Raw genomic sequence first — 19,448 nt, 5'->3', positions numbered from 1 at the left:
TCGCCAGCCCGACCAGCAATTACGGACGCGCTACAGCCGAGCTTCAACCCAGTCGACGATGTACGGCGCAACTTCCTTAATCTGGTCGATCGCAACCTGAAACTCGTGCGCACCGCCGTACCACGGGTCGACGAGATCAATCTCATCCTCGCGTCCGGCCGCAGGCTTGGGTAGATTCGGGTCGAAACTGCGGTACATGTGCACTTCGGCGCGCTTGTTCGCTGGTAGCTGACGCAGCAGCGCACGCATATGCGACGCAGTCATCGGCAGGAACAGGTCAGATTCGTCAATCTCCTCGCGCGTGATGCGATGCGCAAAATGATGCGCGGGAATCTCGTAACCGTCAGCTTTGAGTACGCGCACGGCTCGACGGTCAATCGGATTGCCGTATTCCTCGTCGGATACGCCGCTCGACATGACGCGCACACGATCGGCAAGTCCGCGCGACTCAAATTCGGCGCGCAAGATAATCTCAGCCATCGGTGAGCGGCAGATATTGCCAGTGCAGACAGTCATCACGGTATACGGGTGGGAGTTGGTCATCGATACTGCTTTCAGACGGTGCGGATGATAGTAGTGCGCGCGAATGCTAGTTGCGAAAACGAAGCTGCGGATAACCGCGATCAGTTAGTCTTTTCGTACGTGACGAAACGGTATGCAGAAATACCGTTTTCAGACTTAGCTGGCTTCATCCAGTGACTTTTGTCAGCGACGCGCCACAAGCCAAGATCAACGAGATCATGCACATCCGGTGCGTACGTATCAGCATCGACTTTCGCTTTGAGTAGCGTCACGTATGCTTTGGATGCCAACGGCAGTGCCTCGCGGAACAGTTGCGCGCCGCCGATCACCCAGATTTCGCCACGGTCAATACCGTCGTCTGGAATCGCTTCCTGCCGCGCGTAATCCATCGCATCGTCGAGACTTTCGGCAACCGTGGCGCCAAGCGCACGATACTGCGGGTCATGAGAAACGACGATGTTGTCACGGTTCGGCAACGGACGGTACTTCGGGTCCAGCGATTCCCAAGTCTTACGACCCATGATCACCGGATGAGACACCGTCAGTTCCTTGAAATGCTTCATGTCCTCGGCCAGATGCCACGGCATGCCGCCTTGGAAGCCGATCGCGCCTTTGCGCCCCTGCTTGTCGCTTGCTTCGGCCCAAATTAGGTTCACCGAGAAAGTCTTGGGGAAATCATCACCCCAATCCTCCTCGTTCTCAAGCCCGGCAATTCCGGGCTCGGGTTCGTGATAGCCACTGCGGCTACTGTCATGCTCCATTTCACTCACTCCTTGGGTTAGGACTGGGATGATTCTATAGTCAGACGGCGACGGCCGAGCCGGCTGTGCAGTCGTCAGACTGCACAGCCGAGCCGTTCAATGGAAAGTCCAGCGGACTTCCCATAGGCGAGGTGAGGCTCCGCACCACAAGCGGAGCCGAAGGGCTCCTGTTGCAGTCGTCAGACTGCAACAGGAGCCTTAATCGTCGGATGATGCTGATATCCAACGATCGTGAAGTCTTCGTACGCGTAGTCAAACAGTGAATCAGCTTTGCGAATCTCAATCTGCGGATACGGATACGGATCTCGACTCAACTGTTCAAGTACTTGATCAACGTGATTATCGTAAACATGACAGTCGCCGCCAGTCCATACGAATTCGCCGGGCTCCAGTCCAGTTTGCTGAGCCATCATCAGCGTGAGCAGCGAGTACGATGCAATGTTGAACGGTACGCCGAGGAACATGTCACAGGAACGCTGGTACAACTGGCAGCTGAGCTTTCCATCGGCCACGTAAAACTGGAAGAGCGCGTGGCAAGGCGGCAGAGCCATCTGCTCGACTTCGGCTGGATTCCACGCGGTGACGATCATGCGGCGTGAATCAGGATGGTTCCGCAGCAGGTCAAGTACATTGGAAATCTGGTCGATCGTACGATTCGGGTCCTCGGGAGTCGGTGCGGGCCAGCTACGCCACTGCACGCCGTAAATCGGACCGAGATCGCCGTTTTCGTCGGCCCACTCGTCCCAGATGTGCACGTTGTGCTCTTGCAACCAGTGAATATTGCGCGAGCCTTTGAGGAACCACAGCAGTTCGTACGCAATACCCTTGAAAAACACGGTTTTTGTGGTCAGTAGCGGGAAATACTTCGACAGATCGAAACGCATCTGCTGACCGAACAGTGAGATCGTGCCAGTGCCGGTGCGATCGGATTTGAGCGTACCTTCGGTGAGAATCTTGCGCACGAGATCCTCGTAAGGCATGGGAATATCGGTATCCGGACGGGACGGAATACGTGTACGAATATCTGCGAGCTGTTCGGGAGTCAATGCCATGCCATCCAGCATAGCGGTCGGCGGGCATAGCGACGCGCAAGTGTGATATTCCGGCGGAAGGTGCCAGGAGTTCCGCCGGAATATCACACTTCGAGGCACTTTTTTGTGATATTCCGGCGGTAGCTAGTCGATGTTCCGCCGGAATGTCACATAAATCACCCCAAAACTGTGATATTCCGGCGGAGAACGGTGGGGTAACCGCCGGAATGTCACGGTTGGAGTCACCTTTGTGTGATATTTCGGCGGAAGTCTGATTGGAAACCACTTGCCAGCGGGGTTGAGCCGATCTGAACCAAGTTGAACCCGACGATTACGCGTGTAGCAGACCGATTCGGATTAGATTGGACTAGATTGGGAGGCAACGATGCGATGCGGTCGGCGCGTCGCACGGCACAACGACAGTTCAGGGAGGACGTCATGGGCAAGCGACTGTGGGTCGAGCGCAACAAGGATGGTTCGTGGGATGCGTTCAGCGACGACGGTGCGCACATCAAGTTCGGCAAGGGCAAGGGTGTGTTCACACCGGGCGATCTGATGAAGATCGCATTGGCTGGTTGCGCGGCGTTGTCTAGCCAGTTTGCGGTTGAGCATACGCTTGGCGAAGGCAAGGGCGCGCAGATTGTGGTTGACGGACAGTACGATCCGGAAGATGACGCATACACCAGCTTTGACGAGCAAGTGGTTGTAGATGCGACCGACGCGAATTTAAGTGACGAGGATGCAGACAAGCTCAAGGAGCGCGTCACTCGTCATATTGATAAGGGTTGCACCGTGAAGCACACGTACGTGCAGGAGACTCCGGTGCGTATGAACGTGACGGTACGTCACTAATACGGTAGTAAATTCACTACCCCTTAGACAGCTACGACGACAGCTCATCCTGTAATTACAGACGCGCTACGCGCGGCTCAGTATTGGCTCACCTATCGGCTCGCACGTTGCCTACATGCAGTCCACTGGACTACATGTGTCACGGCAACGTCCTGACAAGGGAAGCCAGAAAAAGCGCGTGTAGCGCATCTGCAATTACAGATGCGCTACACGCGCGAACACTGTTACTGCTTGTCGGGGTCGATCTTGGCTTCGATCTTGGCCGCGACTTCCGGCTCGGCGGTCGGCACAGCGATTTCCTCAACACCGCTAATCTCGTCGAGCGACTTGGTCGGTACTTCAGCCGGCGAGCTCGGTACTGTATCGAGTCGAGTTTCAGCCGCTTCAACATACTTGCGCGGCACCACATACACTGGCGTCACCGCGTGCTGCAGCAGTCCTTGACTGGTCGAGCCAAGCAGCAAACCAGTAAATCCGCCACGTCCACGCGAACCGACAACCACAACATCATGGTTCCAGCTTGCCTGAGTCAACGCGTTCACTGCAGAACCGGGCACAACCTGCTTGTTGACCTTCAGATTCGGATGCGCGTCAATAATCGGCTTCAACCGCACATCAAGATCTTCCCTATAGGATTCGATCACGCCTTCCTCTCCGTCGATGCCCTGCACCCTCGGTACAGCGGAGATCACGTCAAGTTCAGCACCCCACGCATCCGCGAACGATGCCGCAATCTCAAGCGCCTTCAATCCCCACTTTGATTCGTCCGAACCGACTGCAACCTTGGTAATCGTATTGTTGAGGTGCATGAGGTTGCCGTCATCGTCGGTATATGGCACGACGACGATCGGGCAGTACGCGTACGCCGGCAGCGACGACGACGTGGTACCGAGCAGTCGCTCAGCAAGACCACCCTTACCACGGTTGCCGATAACGATAAGGTTATAGTTGCGGCTCAGCTCAACGAATACTGATGCCGGGTCGCCGGTGACGATCAGCGTGGCAGCTTCGACGCCCTGCTCATCAGCGATGGCCTTGGCTTTGGACAGAATCTCTTGCGCATCAGAATGCGCAGCATTATCGTCGCCCATCGCAGTATATGTTGCGTCGAACGATACTGCAGCATAGCTTGGCAGCGAGTACGCGCAGACGATTTGCAGTGTCAGTCCGGCATGCTTCGCATAGTTTGCGGCCCACCATGTGGCCTTGTAGCTGGCGTGAGAACCGTCCACACCCACGAGGATTGCCTTGTCGTTGATCATGACGACCTCCTTACGTCATTCGGTGCTCCTATGCACCGCCCTCATGAGATAACAATACCCGCCTGTGATGTGAATTGCGTGTTTCCCCACGCGAAAAAACGTGGGAAATCCCACAAACAGCGTAAAAATACAACAAGCGGCACTCATCTGCGAGTACCGCTTGTGTAAGACTGTGCGAGGGCTGTGCACGAACTGTGCGCCTGCAAGACGCGCCGCAATCACATGATAGGGCTGCGTTACAGCACGCGACGAATCGAATACGATCCAGAGAACACGCCCAAACCGGTGATTTGCGTGCCGTCAACCGGATTCAGCGCGTTTACCACCAGACCGTTACCGATGTAAATTGCAGCGTGGCCCGCGTTGGCAATAATATCGCCCGGGCGAGCATCTGCAAGGCTGGCAACAGCAGTGCCGACTGCAGCTTGACCGCCGGAATAGTGTGGCAAGCTGATGCCAAACTGCGCGAATACATACTGAACGAAACCGGAGCAATCCCAGCCGCTCGGCGTATTGCCGCCAGCAGCGTACGGAGCGCCGACGAACTGCGTCGCGTATGCAGCCAAAGCCTCAGCACTAGCGTTTGTTGGCGCACTCACACTTGCGTTTGAAGACGAACCACTACTGGAATCCGCAGTATCTGACGTGCTGCTATCAGTAGATGTTGTCGTATTGTTGAGCGACTCACGCTCAACAGAACGGCTTGCCGCAGCAGCCGCGGCTTGTGCGGCAGCTTCGGCGGCCGCCGCAGCTTCTTTCTCGGCTTGTTCTTTCGCAGCCTGCGCGGCGGCCGCATCTTTTTCGGCCTGTGACTGGGTATGCGGAACATCGAGATTTTCTGTGCTACCCCAGTTTGCATCGTTGTCAACTGAAGTGGCCGTGGACTCAGCAAGCAAGTTCTTACGAACGACCTGCTGTTTTGGGAACGAGCGGGACGAGGTGACCGTACCAGCTGCATCAGCAGCCTGTGCGGCAGGAGCGACAGCTACCGCTGCCATGCACGACAGCGCGGCTGCGGCGGCGATCACAGATACATTACGCTTCATATTCATCATCACCATGTGACCCTACTACAAGATATGCCCAAGGGATAGTGATGATCCAAAATCGGATTTAGAACACGCGCACGATAATGTCGGGGTTCATCATGCCAGCAACTACAACGTTGGAACCGTTCCAACCGCCGTGCACGGCTTTACCGTTGCCGACGTAAATCGCAACATGATCCCAGTGAACACCGCCGTTGAAACCGCCTGTGTATCGATAGACAAGAATATCGCCGGGCTGCGGTTCAGTAACATGCTCGCCGAGATTGGCGTATTCTTCAGGCCAGCCGTGGAAGTTGATACCGCCAGCAGCCAGCGCGGCGCTGACGAGTGCAGTGCAATCCATGCTTTGGCCGAGCAACGAGTATGCGGCAGCGACTGCAGCTCCTGCGTTGCCAGAGACTTCGGCAACTGATGCGGCAGACGCGCTTGCAGATGATGAATCGCTTGGCGAGGTGCGCTGTTGACTGCGGCTGGCAGCCTGTGATTGCGCGGCGAGTGCAGCAGCGGCTTCAGCCTCGGCTTTGACGCGCGCTTCTTCCTCGGCCTTGGCTTTGGATTCAGCTGCTTCGCGATCTTTTTCGGCTTGAGACTTGGTCTGCGGCACGTCAAGCGATTCGGTAGAACCCCAGTCGGCACTATCTTCAACGTCGGTGGACGTGTGTTCGACGGTTAAGTCCTTGCGAGCTGCTGAATACGATGGAAATGAGCGGGACGAGGTGATCGCACTACCGTTGGTATTGACTTGGCCGGAAATATCAGCATTCGCTGCAGGCACAGCAAACGTGAGAACAGCGGCGGCAGACACAGCGGTCGTTAGCAAGGATGCGATCGTTTTATGCGAGCTCATAAGACCTGACTGTAACATGAGCATTTACCTACTGGCCCCTAAATATAGCCATCAACTATGTGTACAGCACCGATATCTAGGGCGACACGCCGAACAGAACATCACATATTTGTCGGCAAACGCACATCATCACACACGATATTGATCACTCTCGTGCGAATCGCGCATCAGCACACCCTCGGCAATAGACAAACGCCATATGTGGCACATATGTATGTGCGTGGCAGAAATCTCTCACTAAGCAGCATGTAAGCGAGCGTTTTCCGCCACTAACACTTCTCACTGGCAGAAAACACTCGCTGAGAAGCATGTCAGCAAGCATTTTCCGCCACGCACACTCCCCACTGGCAGAAAACACTCACTAAGAAGCATCCCAGCGAGCATTTTCCGCCACGCACGGGAACCATGCGCCGGTGAGAGCACTGGCGGTGGGGGCATATGCACGGGGAGTCACACGCACGACTGCCACACGCATAGGCGCTACGCACGAGCACCTCGCATGAGCGCCACGCACGAGCAACTCACGCGGATGCCACGCACACAGATACCACGTACGACAACCACACATGGGTGCCACGTGCACAGATCAGTAGTGAATGTAGTTAAGCTGCTTGACTTGTTCAGCGGTGAACGTGCGCGAGGAGATCACACCCAATCCCTTGGCGTTTGACTCGGACACTTCAATCGAGCCATCCTCGTTGATCTTCTCAATAACAGCAACATGACCGTAGTACGAATCCGCGCCCATCTGACCGGGAGCAAATACCACAACATCGCCTACGTGACGAGCCGTAGAATCAACCCAGTAGCCGAAACGACGTGCCGAATCAACCCAGTCAGCAGCATTGCCGAAATACGAGCCAACCGGCAAACCAAGTTCCGTGCGACGCTGGTACGCATACCAAGTGCACTGACCCCACGGATACGTGTTGCCATTCTCGCCGGTCGCATGGTTCGGATCAAAGCCTTCCGGTAGCAGTGAATAATCCGTATCCATCAGTGAGGCGACCACCGGATTATTTGCAATCGATTTCGACACACTACCCAAATCCAGCGTGCCACTATCGTCAGCTAACTGCCACGTACCTTCGTTGACGGTCGTCGTAGCCGTACCGTCTGTGGTCGATGCGGATGACGAAGCCTGCTCAGACTGCGCAACCGTTGATGATGCCTCATTATTCAACGGAGTGCGAGACTGCGAACGGGACGCCGCCGCACTCGTCTCAGCAACCACCGGCCGCATCTGCATGGTCGTAGTCGCAGCATCGTCAGCAGCAAGATCAAGATTTTCAGTATTCGCAAACGCCATCGCACTCGCTGCAGTACCAACCAACGCAGCCAGTGACGCGGACGTCATAATCGTAGTTTTACGCTCAGCCGCACACGCAGCTTCACGCATAGAACGGCGAGTTTGCGGCACGATCTCATTCAACTTGTCGGCAACAGCTTGATCGAGGCCAACAACCGCACCACCATCGGCGAGTTGCATAGCGCGCACAGTACGCAGCGCGTGCGAACCGCGACCAGCGTGAGCAGAGCGAGCAGACGAGAACAGTGCCTGCATGAACAGACGATACGACGGTTCCGTCTTACGCGTCTTGTGAGCACCATGCCTCATACTGTCACTCCTTGCCAGATGCCATTCGCTGATTGCCGATTTCAAACATCACGGACTGAAGGCGAATCACATCCACGCTTCTGTCACATGTCAGCACCTTACTCTAAGGCGCGGTCATTGCCGATATTTCAACGTTACTTCAGCATCTTTTCAGCAATACTTCAGCTCCGCGCCGAACACCAACCCGACACTGTACGAACGCTGCTCCAACAGCATTTTCGTGCTACATTCAGCACTTCCCAGCATCTCCCAAGATTCCACCAATGTTCCGCTTTCCGGACGCAACTACCGCGAATCCGCAACGATCGCTACGCTGAGAAACTATGGCCAACACGATCACTATCCCCCAATCCATGCTCCCCGAGGACGGCCGGTTCGGCTCCGGCCCGAGCAAAATCCGCGAAGCACAAGTGCGCGCACTCGATGAAGGTGCACACACGCTACTCGGTACGTCACATCGGCAAAGTCCAGTACGGCAAGTCGTCGCGTCGATTCGCGAAGGACTCTCCTCCTTCTTCCACCTGCCTGACGGCTACGAAATCGTACTCGGCAACGGCGGCGCCAGTGCGTTCTGGGATATGGCCTGCGCCTCACTGATCTCCCGCCGCGCCGCATTCGGCACATACGGCTCGTTCAGTACGAAATTCGCCAAGTCAGCCGCGAGCGCACCGTTCCTCGAAGAACCCGTGATTTACGCAGGCGAGCCGGGCACGTTCCGCCTACCGGAATACACGGAAGATGTGGACGCCTATTGTTGGGCGCATAACGAAACGTCAACCGGCGTTGCCGCTCCGGTGCGTCGCGTAGCAGGAAGCCGCGAGCAGGGAGCTGTTACGTTGGTTGACGGTACGTCAGCAGCCGGCGCGCTACCAGTAGACGTCTCGCAAACTGACGCCTATTATTTCTCCCCGCAAAAAGCGTTCGGTTCGGACGGCGGCCTGTGGATTGCCGTACTCTCCCCCGCTGCGATCGAGCGCGCGTCTGAAGTCGAACACAGTGCCACGTTGGAAGGCGCTCGCCGTTGGGTGCCGCCGTTCCTGTCACTGAGTGCTGCGATCGAAAACTCACGCAAGGATCAAACACTGAACACGCCGGCTGTGGCTACGCTGATTATGCTGGCGAATCAGATTCGTTGGTTGAACGATAACGGCGGCATGGACTGGTCGACCGCACGTTGCGCAAAATCGGCGTCCGTACTGTATGACTGGGCGGCGCGCTCGCAGTACGCGCAACCGTTCGTCGCGGACACAGACGCGCGCTCGCATTCGGTGGTGACGATTGATCTTGACGATGCGGTGAGTGCGAAGCAGGTCGTGGCTGCTCTGCGTGACAACGGTATCGTAGATACGTCTGGTTATCGCAAGTTGGGCCGCAATCAGCTGCGTATCGGCGTGTTTCCATCCGTTGAGCCGGCTGACGTGGTCGCATTAACTAGCTGCATCGACTACGTTGTCGAGCGGCTGGCTGAGTGAGTTGGCTGACTGACCGGCTGAGTGAGTTGGCTGACTGACTGGCTGACTGACCGACCGGCTAGTTGATCGACTGACCGGCTAACTAGCGGCGGTAACGGCCCCGCGATAGAGTACACGGTATGAAATTCGCACCGATTATTAATCCGGACGCGTGCCGCCCGGCACCTAAGCCTGTGCGTGTCGATCTGCGTAAGACGTTCCTGATCGGCACGGCACTGTGGTGCGCTGCGCTGATTGTATGCGCGATTCTCCTGTTCCTTGATCTGCCGGTATTGCGAGGGCTGATTGTATGCGCAGCCGGCACGGTTATTGGCGTCATGATGCTCATATGGGAGCATTTTGACCGCTGGGACTACCGCCGATTAGGCGTGTGAGTGATTACTGGGCGAGCGGTAGGCAGAAGGTGAACGTCGCGCCGCTGCCGGGCGCGCTCCACACTGACACATTGCCGTGATGCGTGAGCGCAACATGCTTGACAATCGCCAATCCCAATCCAATGCCGCCGCGCGAACGCATCGTCTGATTGTGTCCACGGTAGAACCGCTCGAAAATACGCGACTGCTCGTCTTTAGCAATACCCACGCCTTGATCAACCACTTCAATAACTGCTTGCGACCCATCGTCCGATCGTGACACCGCAACATTGACCACGCCTGAAGTCGGCGAATAGACGAGCGCATTCTGTACGAGTTTCGCCACGGCGGCCGTGACTTGCCCAGCATCACCGTTGACGGTCAGCGAGTCGTCGCCACCGATGTTAACTGTTATACCGTATCGGTCAGCATCCGCGTGAAGCCGTTCGCAAGCCAATCGTACTTGTTCCATAACGTTGAGCCGGTTCGCCGACGACGGTGCAACCGGTTCCTGCGCTTCGATCAGCAGCATCAAATCAGCAACCATGTGATTGAGTCGACCGCAGGAAGCACTCACCTCATGCGCATACCACGAGATTTGTTCGGGGTCCATAACATCATTGGCGAGCGCATCAGACAACTGTTCCAACGCTTGCGATGGCTTGAGTAACTGCTCAGACACGTTGCTGATAAACGAGTCACGTACTTGCGCGAATCGTATCGCCTCACTCACATCGTTGATGAGCACCACTACAAAATCACCAACTTTGCCGACCGTAATCTTGAGCCAGTTAGGTCGGGCGACGCCGCGCACTTCAATCGCTGCGCGATCAGTTGCTGTCGTGGCCGCCGTGGCCGCGGAATCAGTATCTTCAGTCGTATCGTTAGTATCGTTATCACTGTGCGCAATAGCCATTGTTCGCTCTGGAGTATGCGTTGTCAGATCAAACTGTTTGCGGCCGCCTACGCGACGCACTTCATGAATCGCCTCGCGTACTGTGTCATCGACGATTGATTCGTCGTGCACGACCCCGAGCATATACGCATCAGGATTCGCACGAATCACTTCATCGCGACTATTTACTACCACCGTTGCTTCCGGCAGCATTGCGAGTAGGGCAGTCGTGTCAGGGCCGAGGTCTTCGGTTTCAGCGTCGTCCTCATTGTGCTTATGCAGCAGCTTATACAGTAGCTTATGCAGTAGCGAACGAAACCACGCGCGTAGGCGACTCCATATTGATGAGATCGACTTCATCGACACTCCGCGAGACGCTCCGTGAGACGCTCGCGATGCGTGTAAACTGCCGCGTCCATCATCAGCAGACAGCTTGTCATCAACAAAACGATTGTCGAACATCGGCCGAATGCGATCGTACAGCCAAAATACTACCAACGTCACCAAAGCAAGGCCCATGATGGCGAATGGCACGAACACAATGATGGTTTGCAGGTACTTTGGCATGTTTTCCATTCTCCCACAGGACGATTGTGAAGGCTAACGACATGCCGATCACATGAATACAAGGTGAACGTTTCCGTGAACAATACCTAAACGTCGCATGGCTTTTAGCTACGTTGTTGAGAAACACGCGACGGGAATAATACACTTATATAGGTTGCAGAAGTGTGAAAAGAAAGGCACAACAATGCGCGTTATTTTTAATGAGGAGATGAAGGCCGTCGCCGACGATCTCGACCGTATGGCCAAGGATGTTCGTAAGGCTATCAACGGTGCCGGCAAGGCCCTGCTGGATGCCGATGTCGAAGCAGCTCAGGCTGTTATCGATGGCGACATCGAGATTGATGCACTGGAGTCGAGCATTATCGATCAGTGTGTGAAGCTGCTGGCCAAGCAGACCCCGGTTGCTACCGATCTGCGCGTGGTCGTTTCCACGCTGCGTCTGGCCGCAACGTTCGAGCGTATGGGCGATCTGGCTCGTCACATCGCTGAGGCTGCTCGCCGCGCGTACCCGGAGTCCCCGCTGCCTGAGGAAGCGAAGGACATCTTCCGTCAGATGCAGGACTTCCTTGACGAGACTGCTGACAACGTGGTGGCTATGCTGGCTGATCGTGACGCGAAGATCGCTGATCGCATCATCCGCAACGATGACCAGCTCGATGCGCTGCACCACAAGACCTTTGAACTGGCACTGTCCGACGATTGGCAGGGCTCCAAGCAGCAGCTGATCGACGTTGTGTTGCTCGGCCGTTTCATGGAGCGTCTTGGCGATCACGCTGTGTCGGCTGCCCGTCGCGTGGTGTTCATTGTGTCGGGTTTTGACCCGAGCAAGGAGCCGACTCGCGATGAGGATGGCGCTGTCGACTGATTCCTGATCGACTACCGATTGCTTTAGGGGGCTTTCCGTAACGGGAAGCCCCTTTTTTTTATGTGGCTTTTGTACGGCTTCTCAGGTGTTCCCTGTTGTGAGTGGCAGAAATGTCTCACTGAGTGCTGCTCAGTGAGACATTTCTGCCACTCACAGCAATCACACAGCAGTGTGTGGGTGCGTAGGTGGGTATAGGTGGGTGCGTGGTGTGGACGTGCGACCATATAGGAGAGCGTGGCGGTTTTCGCTCGCTAAGCGCCACTCAGCGAGCGTTTTCTGCCACGCAGGATCAGTAGTGGCGGTTTTCGCTCGCTGACAGTGGCCTCAGCGAGCGTTTTCTGCCACGCCATACTGGGTGTATCACCCAAAACAAGCGTAAGTGCGCGCAAAACCGAGGCTCGCGCGCAGTTATGCTGGTTTTTGAGCCGATTTTCAAGCGTAAGTGCGCGCAGGCCCCATTATTGCGCGCACTTACGCTTGTTTTCTCGATGCCATTTCGCCCGCACATGGTCGGAGCATATAAAAAAGGACCCACACACTGTGGTGTAGGTCCCTGTTATAGCGGTGTTATAGCCGTTGCAGCAATAATCAGCTGAATCAGATCACTTCTGGCCCTGAGCAGCGACAGCAGCAGCACCAGCGGCAGCAGCTTCCGGGTCAAGGTACTCACCGCGCGGCTTGACCGGCTTGAAATCGTCATCAAGCTCGTACAGCAGCGGGATAGCGGTCGGAATGTTGACCTTAGCGATCTCTTCCTCGGTCAGGTTGTCGAGCATCTTGACGATAGCACGCAGCGAGTTGCCGTGAGCAGCGATCAGCACGGTCTTGCCAGCGCGCAGCTGCGGCTCAATGTCGGACTTGAAGTACGGCTCAACACGCTTAACAACATCAGCCAAGCACTCAGCTTCCGGAACCGGATCGCCAGTGTAGCGCGGATCATGGTTCTGCGCGTACTGATCGTTCGGATCGATCTCTGGCGGCGGGGTCGCGTAGGAACGACGCCACAGCATGAACTTCTCGTCGCCGTATTCCTGACGGATCTCAGTCTTGTTCTTGCCCTGCAGAGCGCCGTAGTGACGCTCGTTGAGACGCCAGCTGCGCTCGACCGGAATCCACAGACGATCTGCGGCGTCCAGTGCGATGTTGGCAGTGTTGATAGCACGACGCAACAGCGAGGTGAAGACGATGTCCGGAAGGACGTTCTTCTCCTTGAGCAGCTCGCCGCCGCGCTTGGCTTCGGCTTCACCCTGCTCGGTCAGCGGGACGTCGACCCAGCCGGTGAACTGATTGGTTTTATTCCATGCGCTCTGTCCATGACGGAGCAGTACTAGTTTGTAAGTCATACCGCCAAGTCTACCGCCCGAGGCGCCCAAATACGAGCGGTTCGACAAAAAACGGATATCGTGTCCAAACCTATTCGTGCATTTGCGCGCGCATCATCCAACTGATCACTGTCCGATGCCAGACGCCCCCATACAGATCACGAACAGTATCAGGAAAAACAGATTCCAGTATCCCGCATCCGCGAGCGCCCATCGAAAATCATGCCGCGCAATACTGCGCACGATGCGCACTGGTACAGCAAGACTCGACAACAGTAGAATCATGCCCCACGCAAACCACAGCACCGTCACCAATATCGCGACCAGCAGTACGTCAAGCGCAAGGCAAACGATCAACGCAATGCGCGCACCACGCTCCCCCAGTCGCACTGCCAGCGTGCGTTTGCCGTGCTGCTTGTCTTCAGTTATGTCGCGCAGATTGTTGACCATCAGCAGCAGTACCGCGTTCAATCCGCAGCACACGGCCGCAACCAAGCCAGTCAAGTCGATACCGAACTGACCTTGCCAGAACCATACCCAGCCGTTCCAGCTGTCAGCAAACGGCTGCGCGAAATCGAATCGCGTTACGTTGGGGATACCGAAACCGTCAAACGATTGACATATCACAAACTCAGTGCCGAGCGTGGCGACGAGACCGAAGAACACGAATACGGACACTTCGCCGAGTCCTGCGTAGCCGTACGGTTGATGGCCGCCAGTGTAGAACCAGCCGGCGAGCAGGCACAGTGCGCCGAGTGCGATCAGCCAGTATTGACCGGAAATAATGGACGCTGCTAGTCCACAGATGCAGGCGAGTGCTGCGGCGATACCAGCTGCGGCGAGAACTTGCTTCGGGGGTACGCCGGATGCGACGAGACGCTGCGGTTTGGTGACCTTGGTAACTGGTTGAGCGGGGGCGGCTGGTTGAGCAGTGGCAGCAGGCTGAGCAGGAAGTGAACTGGCTGTTCGTGAGCCGTCTGCCGTGTGCGATTCGGGAACTGATCGGCCGTCGTCCACGCCGCGGATGCCATCGGAGTAGTCGTTTGCGAAATTGACAGCAATCTGAAGAAACAGAGCGACGCCGATGCACAAGAACGTCATACCGAAGAAGCGCAGTATTGCGCCGTCAATCGTGTACCACCACACATCGCAAGGCTGGCCAATTGCGGTTGGAGCTTCGGATGTTGTATCGATACAGTGCAGTCCCCAACCGCCGCGATGCGTGAAAATACCCCACGCCGAGGCCGCGCCGACGATTACCGGCGCGATACTGGCCGATAGCGTGCGCGGACGAGTTCCAGCCAACCACAGTTTCCACGTTGCATGCATGACTATCAGTCTATTGCCTGAGCGCGATGGTTACACTGCCTATTTGTTTGAGTGTATTGAATGTATTGAGTGTATTGAGCTAGTCACGATGATTTGCTGGATTGCTCATGATTGGTGATTACTACTGCATACTTCTCGGCGGCCGTGCAACAGCGCTAACAGTGACATTGCGGCGGTTGTCGAATGAATAGGCGCCAACATATCACGCTGAGGGCCTGTTTTCTGTGATATATCGGCGGACAACGTGGAATCTTCCGCCGCAATATCACACTTTCCGGTCGATTTCTGTGATATTTCGGCGGAAGATGTCAGAGTATCCGCCGCAATATCACACATAGTGCGATAAGCCTAACGCGACTTAACCAGATATACGTTGAGGGTTTCATCCTGCCATAACACGCAAGATGAAACCCTCAACAGTCAGCCAGATGAATCAGTCTTCTCAGCTAGCCTCTAGCCACGCACTACTGCAACGCGAGCGGCTTGACGAGCGGGAACGTGATCGTTTCGCGGATCGTCGCACCAGTCAGCGCGATGAGCAGTCGGTCGATACCCATGCCCATACCACCAGCCGGCGGCATGCCCACGCCGAGCGCTTCAAGGAAGTCCTCGTCGATATCGCACGCTTCTTCGTCGCCAGCCATCGCGTCCTTGGCCTGAGCCACGAAACGTTCGCGCTGCACGACCGGATCGTTGAGCTCGGAGTAACCGGTGGCCAGCTCAAAGCCGCGCACGTAAAGATCCCACTTCTCAACAACGCCCGGCTTGGAGCGATGACCCTTAACGAGCGGCGAAGTTTCAACCGGGAAGTCACGTACGAAAGTCGGCTCGTAGAGCTTGTCTTCGTAGAAGTGCTCCCACAGGTGTTCGACGAGCTTGCCGTGATTTTCCACCTCGTCACGTTCCACGCCAAGCTTGTCGGCGATCTCACCGAGATGCTCAACGCTCGTGCCCGGCGCATCCGGACCGCCGTTCGGCACAATCTCCTCGCCGAGCGCTTCCGACAGCGAATCATACATGCTGATTTGCTTCCATTCGCCGCCGAAATCGTATTCAGTGCCGTCGAGCAGCGTGACCTTGTACGAACCAAACACGTCCATCGCAGTCTTCTGCACGAGTTCCTTGACGAGACGGCCGATCGTGTCGTACGTGCCGTACGCCTGATACGCCTCAACCATCGTGAACTCCGGCGCGTGCGTCGCGTCGACGCCCTCGTTACGGAAGTCGCGGTTGATCTCAAACACACGATCAATACCGCCGACCAAGCAACGCTTCAAGAACAGTTCCGGCGCAATACGCAGGTAAAGATCGAGATCGAACGCGTTCATATGCGTGGTGAACGGGCGAGCCGCGGCGCCGCCATGCACAGTCTGCAACATCGGCGTCTCGACTTCGATAAAGTCGTGATCGTCGAACGTGCGACGCAATGAGGCGACGGCCTTGGAACGATTGCGCACCATGTTACGGATTTTCTCGTCCGCGATCATACCGATGTACGGCTTGCGCGTACGCGTGTCCTCGTTGAGATCCTTGTGCAGCGCGGGCAACGGCTGCAGGGCCTTCGCAGCGATCGCCCACTCGGTTGCGAATACTGACAGCTCGCCAGTCTTCGACGAGATCACACGACCGCGCAGATATAGGTGGTCACCGAGATCGACAAGCTGCTTAAACTGCTTAAGTGAGTCCGCGCCGATCTCCTTCTTGGAGATCATGCCTTGAATCTTCGTGCCGTCACCAGCCGACAGCTGCACGAAGCACAGGCCGCCCGCGTTGCGCAGGAACAGAACACGTCCGGCAATACCGACCATATCCTCGGTTTCCTGACCGGGTTCGAGCTTGCCGTCGTATGCGGCACGCACTTGCTCGATCGTGTGATCGACGTCGAGATGCACCGGATAGGGGGCAATGCCAGCTTCAAGCATCATGGCGCGCTTGGCAACGCGCATCTGCACCTGTTCGGGGTGAGCCAGCGGACCAAATTCCTTATTCGACGGGTCGACGGCCTCATCCAGCGTTGCGCCAGACTTGATCTTCGCGGCGATCGTTTCATCCTGCTTCAGCAGCATCTGAGCGCGCTCGACCGTGGTCATCGCGGGGGCAGCTGTAGACGTGGCGTTCTCTTCCTCATTTGCTTGGGATTCTTGGGTTTCGCACATAGCCTACTAGTGTAGCGGCGGGGTCATACCGGGGTACTTGAAACCGACGACACGCCGAGGTTTGACTCATGCGCGGCAGGCAGTAATATAGCGGACGTTGCCAAAACGGGCTGTAGCGCAGCTTGGTAGCGCGCTTCGTTCGGGACGAAGAGGCCGCGGGTTCAAATCCCGCCAGCCCGACTGCAATAAGGGAATCACTGAGTAATCAGTGGTTCCTTTTTTCTATACATATCCTGATTTGTATCATTGCGCGTATCATTACTGCGCGTATCATTACTGCGCGCTATTCGTATCAGCATTATCGGCGCGCGTCTGTGCGTGGCAGAAATCTCTCACTGAGAGCCGCACAGTGAGAGAAAACCGCCACTCCATCAGTGATCAGCGATTACGCACCAGTATCGTTGCGCGTACCATTATCATTATCAAAGTCTCATTACCGCATTACCACCCTAGGAACACTCAAAATACACCATGAAAAAGAGCATTCTCGCGCTTGCATCTGGCGCGTTCATCCTCGGCGCGGCCGAATTCGTCATGATGGGCATTCTGCCGCAGGCCGCCACCGCGATGAACGTCGATATCCCAACTGCCGGCCATTTCATTTCCGCGTACGCGATCGGCGTATGTATCGGTACATTAATCCTCGTATTCGGCCGCAAAGTGCCGCCGAAGAATCTCATCATCTTGTTCATGGTGATCGCACTCGTCGGCAATCTGCTGAGCGCGTTCTCAATCAGCGCGCCCATGTTGATCGTCGCGCGTTTCATCGCCGGTCTGCCGCACGGCGCGTTCTTCGGCACGGCAACACTCATCGCGAAGACACTCGCTGACAAAGGTAAGGAAGCGCAATCCGTCTCGATGATGGTCACTGGTCAGACCGTCGCGAACATGCTCGGCGTACCAGCAGGCACCATGATGGCCGAGTTTCTATCGTGGCGACTCGCGTTCGGCATTCTCGCTGCATGGGCTGCGATGACGATCGTATTGACGAGCGCGTGGGTTCCGTTCGTTGCGCCGATCAAAGACGCCGGCATCAAGGGTCAGTTCCGTTTCCTCACCAAGCCCGGCCCGTGGATAATTCTCGCGGCTGTATTTACTGGTAACGCGGGCGTGTTCTGCTGGTGGAGTTACGTCTCGCCGTGGCTGCAAAACACCGGCGGATGGTCGGCGTCTCTAGTACCGCTGCTGATGATGCTCGCCGGTTTCGGCATGGTGGTCGGCGGCTTGATCGGCGGACAGATTACTGATCGCTGGCGGCACGCTGGTACGGCTGCACTCGGTCAGCTTGTTTCCTGCCTTGGCTTGGTGATGGTACTGACACTGCCGGGCAATCACTTTACGACCGGATTGTTGACGTTCTGGATTGCGTTTGGTTTGTTCTTTATTTCTGCCCCGCAGCAGTTGTTGATGACCGAAGCCGGTCAGGGCGGCGGCGAGTTGATCGCAGGTGCCGCAGTACAGGTAGCGTTTAACTTCGGTAACGCGGTCGGTTCGATGGTTGGTGGCACGATGCTTACCACGTTCGCCATGAATTATCGATTCACTGGACTCGGCGGCATTCCGCTGGCATTGCTCGCGGTTGGATTGCTCGCGTTCTATTCGATGCGTTACGAGACTGATACGGATGCGGCGGCTCGATTGCGTGAAGTCCATGTGTGAGAGGGCACGCATGCGGCGCGTGATCTATGCTCGGCGACTATGTTTGCGGGCATAGACTGTTCGCTTATACGGTGATGTGGGTGTGGACTGTTCATCTGGGACGATTTTTCGGCGCTACATGATCAGTTCACACCCACATTGCGTATGCGGCAGTTCGCTATAACACAGTGCGACACGCCGATTTGCATAAAACGGATAGAGTGCGTATTCTTTTCTTTCGTTGCTTCGGCCGGTGGAAATCACATGGCAGGCGGCAAGAATTAAATATTCCTGCGTAGCTCAGTTGGCAGAGCATCCGACTGTTAATCGGACGGTCACTGGTTCAAGCCCAGTCGCAGGAGCGGTTACAATAAGCCTCGGTTCAACACCGGGGCTTATTGCGTTTTGGCCTGTTTATTTTTTGGGTTATAGGCCAAAATGTGTGTCTGGTGGTCTAGTCGTTGGATGGCCATTCGACCCGGGTGTGGAAGTCGTTCCAGTCGATGCCGGTGCCGTGGTGCATGGGGATGCCGAACGTCTCGTATCGGCCCTGCGGGCTGTTCTCCCATGCCTTCTGGTAGAGGCTCTCCAGCCGTTCGTCCGTGATCGCGTTCGTCGCCAGCCATGCGTCCGTCTCGGGGTGTTCGGCGTGCTGGTGGCACCACCAGCAGATCGCCTTCAGTTGCCGGATCAGGCGCAGTCCGCGGTGATGGCGCAGCATGTCCCGGATTCGTCCGTTCCATGATTCGATGAGGTTGTTCGTGGATGGTATCGTTCCGTTCTCCGTCAGGTCCTCGTCGAGGAACGTGAACAGGTGCCCCTCGCGGATGCGTCCGCGGATCATGCGCTTGGCCTTGACGAGTCTTTGGTGCATGTCGTTCACGCTGCCGTCGGCGTATTCGCTTTTCT

The 19,448-nt window shown here is 56.3% G+C and carries 16 protein-coding genes, 2 tRNA genes and 1 pseudogene; 7 read left to right on the top strand and 12 right to left on the bottom strand.

Annotated features, from left to right (window positions below; all coding sequences use genetic code 11):
- Window positions 1–30: 30 nt before the first annotated feature.
- The 3 genes from BHAP_RS09810 to BHAP_RS09800 all read right to left on the bottom strand — a co-directional run bounded on the left by BHAP_RS09810 (window position 31) and on the right by BHAP_RS09800 (window position 2,263).
- Window positions 31–543 (bottom strand): low molecular weight protein-tyrosine-phosphatase, encoded by a 513-nt coding sequence (locus BHAP_RS09810; protein WP_094730510.1) that lies wholly within the window; start codon window positions 541–543, stop codon window positions 31–33.
- Between the two features lie 80 nt (window positions 544–623).
- Window positions 624–1,283, bottom strand: coding sequence for a dihydrofolate reductase (locus tag BHAP_RS09805; protein WP_094730509.1), 660 nt, complete (start codon window positions 1,281–1,283; stop codon window positions 624–626).
- Window positions 1,284–1,462: 179 nt separating this feature from the next.
- On the bottom strand, window positions 1,463–2,263 hold the full coding sequence (locus BHAP_RS09800) for a thymidylate synthase (RefSeq protein WP_211279729.1): 801 nt from the start codon (window positions 2,261–2,263) through the stop codon (window positions 1,463–1,465).
- Window positions 2,264–2,752: 489 nt separating this feature from the next.
- On the opposite strand from BHAP_RS09800, the gene BHAP_RS09795 reads away from it, so the two are divergent.
- The gene (locus tag BHAP_RS09795) at window positions 2,753–3,166 is read left to right on the top strand and encodes an OsmC family protein (protein ID WP_094730507.1); all 414 of its coding nucleotides are present in this window, start codon (window positions 2,753–2,755) and stop codon (window positions 3,164–3,166) included.
- Between the two features lie 224 nt (window positions 3,167–3,390).
- Here BHAP_RS09795 and BHAP_RS09790 read toward each other — a convergent pair whose 3' ends face one another.
- The 4 genes from BHAP_RS09790 to BHAP_RS09775 all read right to left on the bottom strand — a co-directional run bounded on the left by BHAP_RS09790 (window position 3,391) and on the right by BHAP_RS09775 (window position 7,942).
- Window positions 3,391–4,428 carry a universal stress protein gene (locus BHAP_RS09790; RefSeq protein WP_094730506.1) on the bottom strand — a complete coding sequence of 346 codons (1,038 nt, stop codon included), beginning with the start codon at window positions 4,426–4,428 and terminating at the stop codon, window positions 3,391–3,393.
- A gap of 236 nt (window positions 4,429–4,664) precedes the next feature.
- Window positions 4,665–5,483: a C40 family peptidase gene (locus BHAP_RS09785; RefSeq protein ID WP_244569386.1), complete on the bottom strand. Its 819-nt coding sequence runs from the start codon at window positions 5,481–5,483 to the stop codon at window positions 4,665–4,667.
- A 58-nt stretch (window positions 5,484–5,541) separates the two neighbouring features.
- A complete protein-coding gene (locus BHAP_RS09780; protein ID WP_094730518.1) occupies window positions 5,542–6,324 on the bottom strand; it encodes an NlpC/P60 family protein in 783 nt (260 codons plus the stop codon).
- Window positions 6,325–6,910: 586 nt separating this feature from the next.
- Window positions 6,911–7,942 (bottom strand): CHAP domain-containing protein, encoded by a 1,032-nt coding sequence (locus tag BHAP_RS09775; protein ID WP_094730505.1) that lies wholly within the window; start codon window positions 7,940–7,942, stop codon window positions 6,911–6,913.
- Between the two features lie 323 nt (window positions 7,943–8,265).
- Here BHAP_RS09775 and serC point away from each other — a divergent pair, with 323 nt between their 5' ends.
- Both serC and BHAP_RS09765 read left to right on the top strand, forming a co-directional pair.
- Window positions 8,266–9,414, top strand: a complete 1,149-nt coding sequence (serC, locus tag BHAP_RS09770) for a phosphoserine transaminase (RefSeq protein ID WP_094730504.1) — start codon at window positions 8,266–8,268, stop codon at window positions 9,412–9,414.
- Window positions 9,415–9,533: 119 nt separating this feature from the next.
- On the top strand, window positions 9,534–9,788 hold the full coding sequence (locus BHAP_RS09765; RefSeq protein ID WP_094730503.1) for a DUF2530 domain-containing protein: 255 nt from the start codon (window positions 9,534–9,536) through the stop codon (window positions 9,786–9,788).
- A 4-nt stretch (window positions 9,789–9,792) separates the two neighbouring features.
- Here the strand turns inward: BHAP_RS09765 and BHAP_RS09760 are convergent, their stop codons facing one another.
- A complete protein-coding gene (locus tag BHAP_RS09760; protein ID WP_244569383.1) occupies window positions 9,793–11,229 on the bottom strand; it encodes a sensor histidine kinase in 1,437 nt (478 codons plus the stop codon).
- Window positions 11,230–11,413: 184 nt separating this feature from the next.
- Here BHAP_RS09760 and phoU point away from each other — a divergent pair, with 184 nt between their 5' ends.
- Complete coding sequence (gene phoU, locus BHAP_RS09755) at window positions 11,414–12,094, top strand: phosphate signaling complex protein PhoU (RefSeq protein WP_094730502.1); 681 nt, start codon at window positions 11,414–11,416, stop codon at window positions 12,092–12,094.
- Window positions 12,095–12,696: 602 nt separating this feature from the next.
- On the opposite strand, the gene BHAP_RS09750 is transcribed toward phoU, so the two are convergent.
- The 3 genes from BHAP_RS09750 to lysS form a co-directional block, all read right to left on the bottom strand.
- Window positions 12,697–13,437 carry a phosphoglyceromutase gene (locus BHAP_RS09750; protein ID WP_094730501.1) on the bottom strand — a complete coding sequence of 247 codons (741 nt, stop codon included), beginning with the start codon at window positions 13,435–13,437 and terminating at the stop codon, window positions 12,697–12,699.
- Window positions 13,438–13,542: 105 nt separating this feature from the next.
- The gene (locus BHAP_RS09745) at window positions 13,543–14,517 is read right to left on the bottom strand and encodes a UbiA family prenyltransferase (protein ID WP_420807736.1); all 975 of its coding nucleotides are present in this window, start codon (window positions 14,515–14,517) and stop codon (window positions 13,543–13,545) included.
- A gap of 692 nt (window positions 14,518–15,209) precedes the next feature.
- The gene (lysS, locus tag BHAP_RS09740) at window positions 15,210–16,901 is read right to left on the bottom strand and encodes a lysine--tRNA ligase (RefSeq protein WP_169713208.1); all 1,692 of its coding nucleotides are present in this window, start codon (window positions 16,899–16,901) and stop codon (window positions 15,210–15,212) included.
- Between the two features lie 106 nt (window positions 16,902–17,007).
- Between lysS and BHAP_RS09735 the strand changes: the two genes are divergently transcribed.
- The 3 genes from BHAP_RS09735 to BHAP_RS09725 all read left to right on the top strand — a co-directional run bounded on the left by BHAP_RS09735 (window position 17,008) and on the right by BHAP_RS09725 (window position 18,901).
- A tRNA-Pro gene (locus BHAP_RS09735) sits at window positions 17,008–17,081 on the top strand.
- A 291-nt stretch (window positions 17,082–17,372) separates the two neighbouring features.
- Window positions 17,373–18,560 (top strand): MFS transporter, encoded by a 1,188-nt coding sequence (locus tag BHAP_RS09730; RefSeq protein WP_094730498.1) that lies wholly within the window; start codon window positions 17,373–17,375, stop codon window positions 18,558–18,560.
- 268 nt (window positions 18,561–18,828) lie between these two features.
- A tRNA-Asn gene (locus BHAP_RS09725) sits at window positions 18,829–18,901 on the top strand.
- Window positions 18,902–18,993: 92 nt separating this feature from the next.
- Here BHAP_RS09725 and BHAP_RS09720 read toward each other — a convergent pair.
- A pseudogene (locus BHAP_RS09720) lies at window positions 18,994–19,448 on the bottom strand (IS256 family transposase); the annotation flags it as partial.

It is taken from the genome of Bifidobacterium hapali (assembly GCF_002259755.1).
Classification (GTDB): Bacteria; Actinomycetota; Actinomycetes; order Actinomycetales; family Bifidobacteriaceae; genus Bifidobacterium; species Bifidobacterium hapali.
The sequence above is the reverse complement of the archived record's forward strand: the minus strand, read 5'-3'. Positions and strand labels throughout refer to the sequence as shown.

Excerpts from the sequence above, each read along its gene's own strand:
- BHAP_RS09785 (WP_244569386.1), bottom strand. The coding sequence starts at position 5,483 with ATGATGAATATGAAGCGTAATGTATCTGTGATCGCCGCCGCAGCCGCG.
- lysS (WP_169713208.1), bottom strand. The coding sequence starts at position 16,901 with ATGTGCGAAACCCAAGAATCCCAAGCAAATGAGGAAGAGAACGCCACG.
- BHAP_RS09805 (WP_094730509.1), bottom strand. The coding sequence starts at position 1,283 with ATGGAGCATGACAGTAGCCGCAGTGGCTATCACGAACCCGAGCCCGGA.
- serC (WP_094730504.1), top strand. The coding sequence starts at position 8,266 with ATGGCCAACACGATCACTATCCCCCAATCCATGCTCCCCGAGGACGGC.
- BHAP_RS09800 (WP_211279729.1), bottom strand. The coding sequence starts at position 2,263 with ATGCCTTACGAGGATCTCGTGCGCAAGATTCTCACCGAAGGTACGCTC.
- BHAP_RS09790 (WP_094730506.1), bottom strand. The coding sequence starts at position 4,428 with ATGATCAACGACAAGGCAATCCTCGTGGGTGTGGACGGTTCTCACGCC.
- BHAP_RS09760 (WP_244569383.1), bottom strand. The coding sequence starts at position 11,229 with ATGCCAAAGTACCTGCAAACCATCATTGTGTTCGTGCCATTCGCCATC.
- phoU (WP_094730502.1), top strand. The coding sequence starts at position 11,414 with ATGCGCGTTATTTTTAATGAGGAGATGAAGGCCGTCGCCGACGATCTC.
- BHAP_RS09810 (WP_094730510.1), bottom strand. The coding sequence starts at position 543 with ATGACCAACTCCCACCCGTATACCGTGATGACTGTCTGCACTGGCAAT.
- BHAP_RS09745 (WP_420807736.1), bottom strand. The coding sequence starts at position 14,517 with ATGACGTTCTTGTGCATCGGCGTCGCTCTGTTTCTTCAGATTGCTGTC.
- BHAP_RS09765 (WP_094730503.1), top strand. The coding sequence starts at position 9,534 with ATGAAATTCGCACCGATTATTAATCCGGACGCGTGCCGCCCGGCACCT.
- BHAP_RS09750 (WP_094730501.1), bottom strand. The coding sequence starts at position 13,437 with ATGACTTACAAACTAGTACTGCTCCGTCATGGACAGAGCGCATGGAAT.
- BHAP_RS09730 (WP_094730498.1), top strand. The coding sequence starts at position 17,373 with ATGAAAAAGAGCATTCTCGCGCTTGCATCTGGCGCGTTCATCCTCGGC.
- BHAP_RS09775 (WP_094730505.1), bottom strand. The coding sequence starts at position 7,942 with ATGAGGCATGGTGCTCACAAGACGCGTAAGACGGAACCGTCGTATCGT.
- BHAP_RS09780 (WP_094730518.1), bottom strand. The coding sequence starts at position 6,324 with ATGAGCTCGCATAAAACGATCGCATCCTTGCTAACGACCGCTGTGTCT.
- BHAP_RS09795 (WP_094730507.1), top strand. The coding sequence starts at position 2,753 with ATGGGCAAGCGACTGTGGGTCGAGCGCAACAAGGATGGTTCGTGGGAT.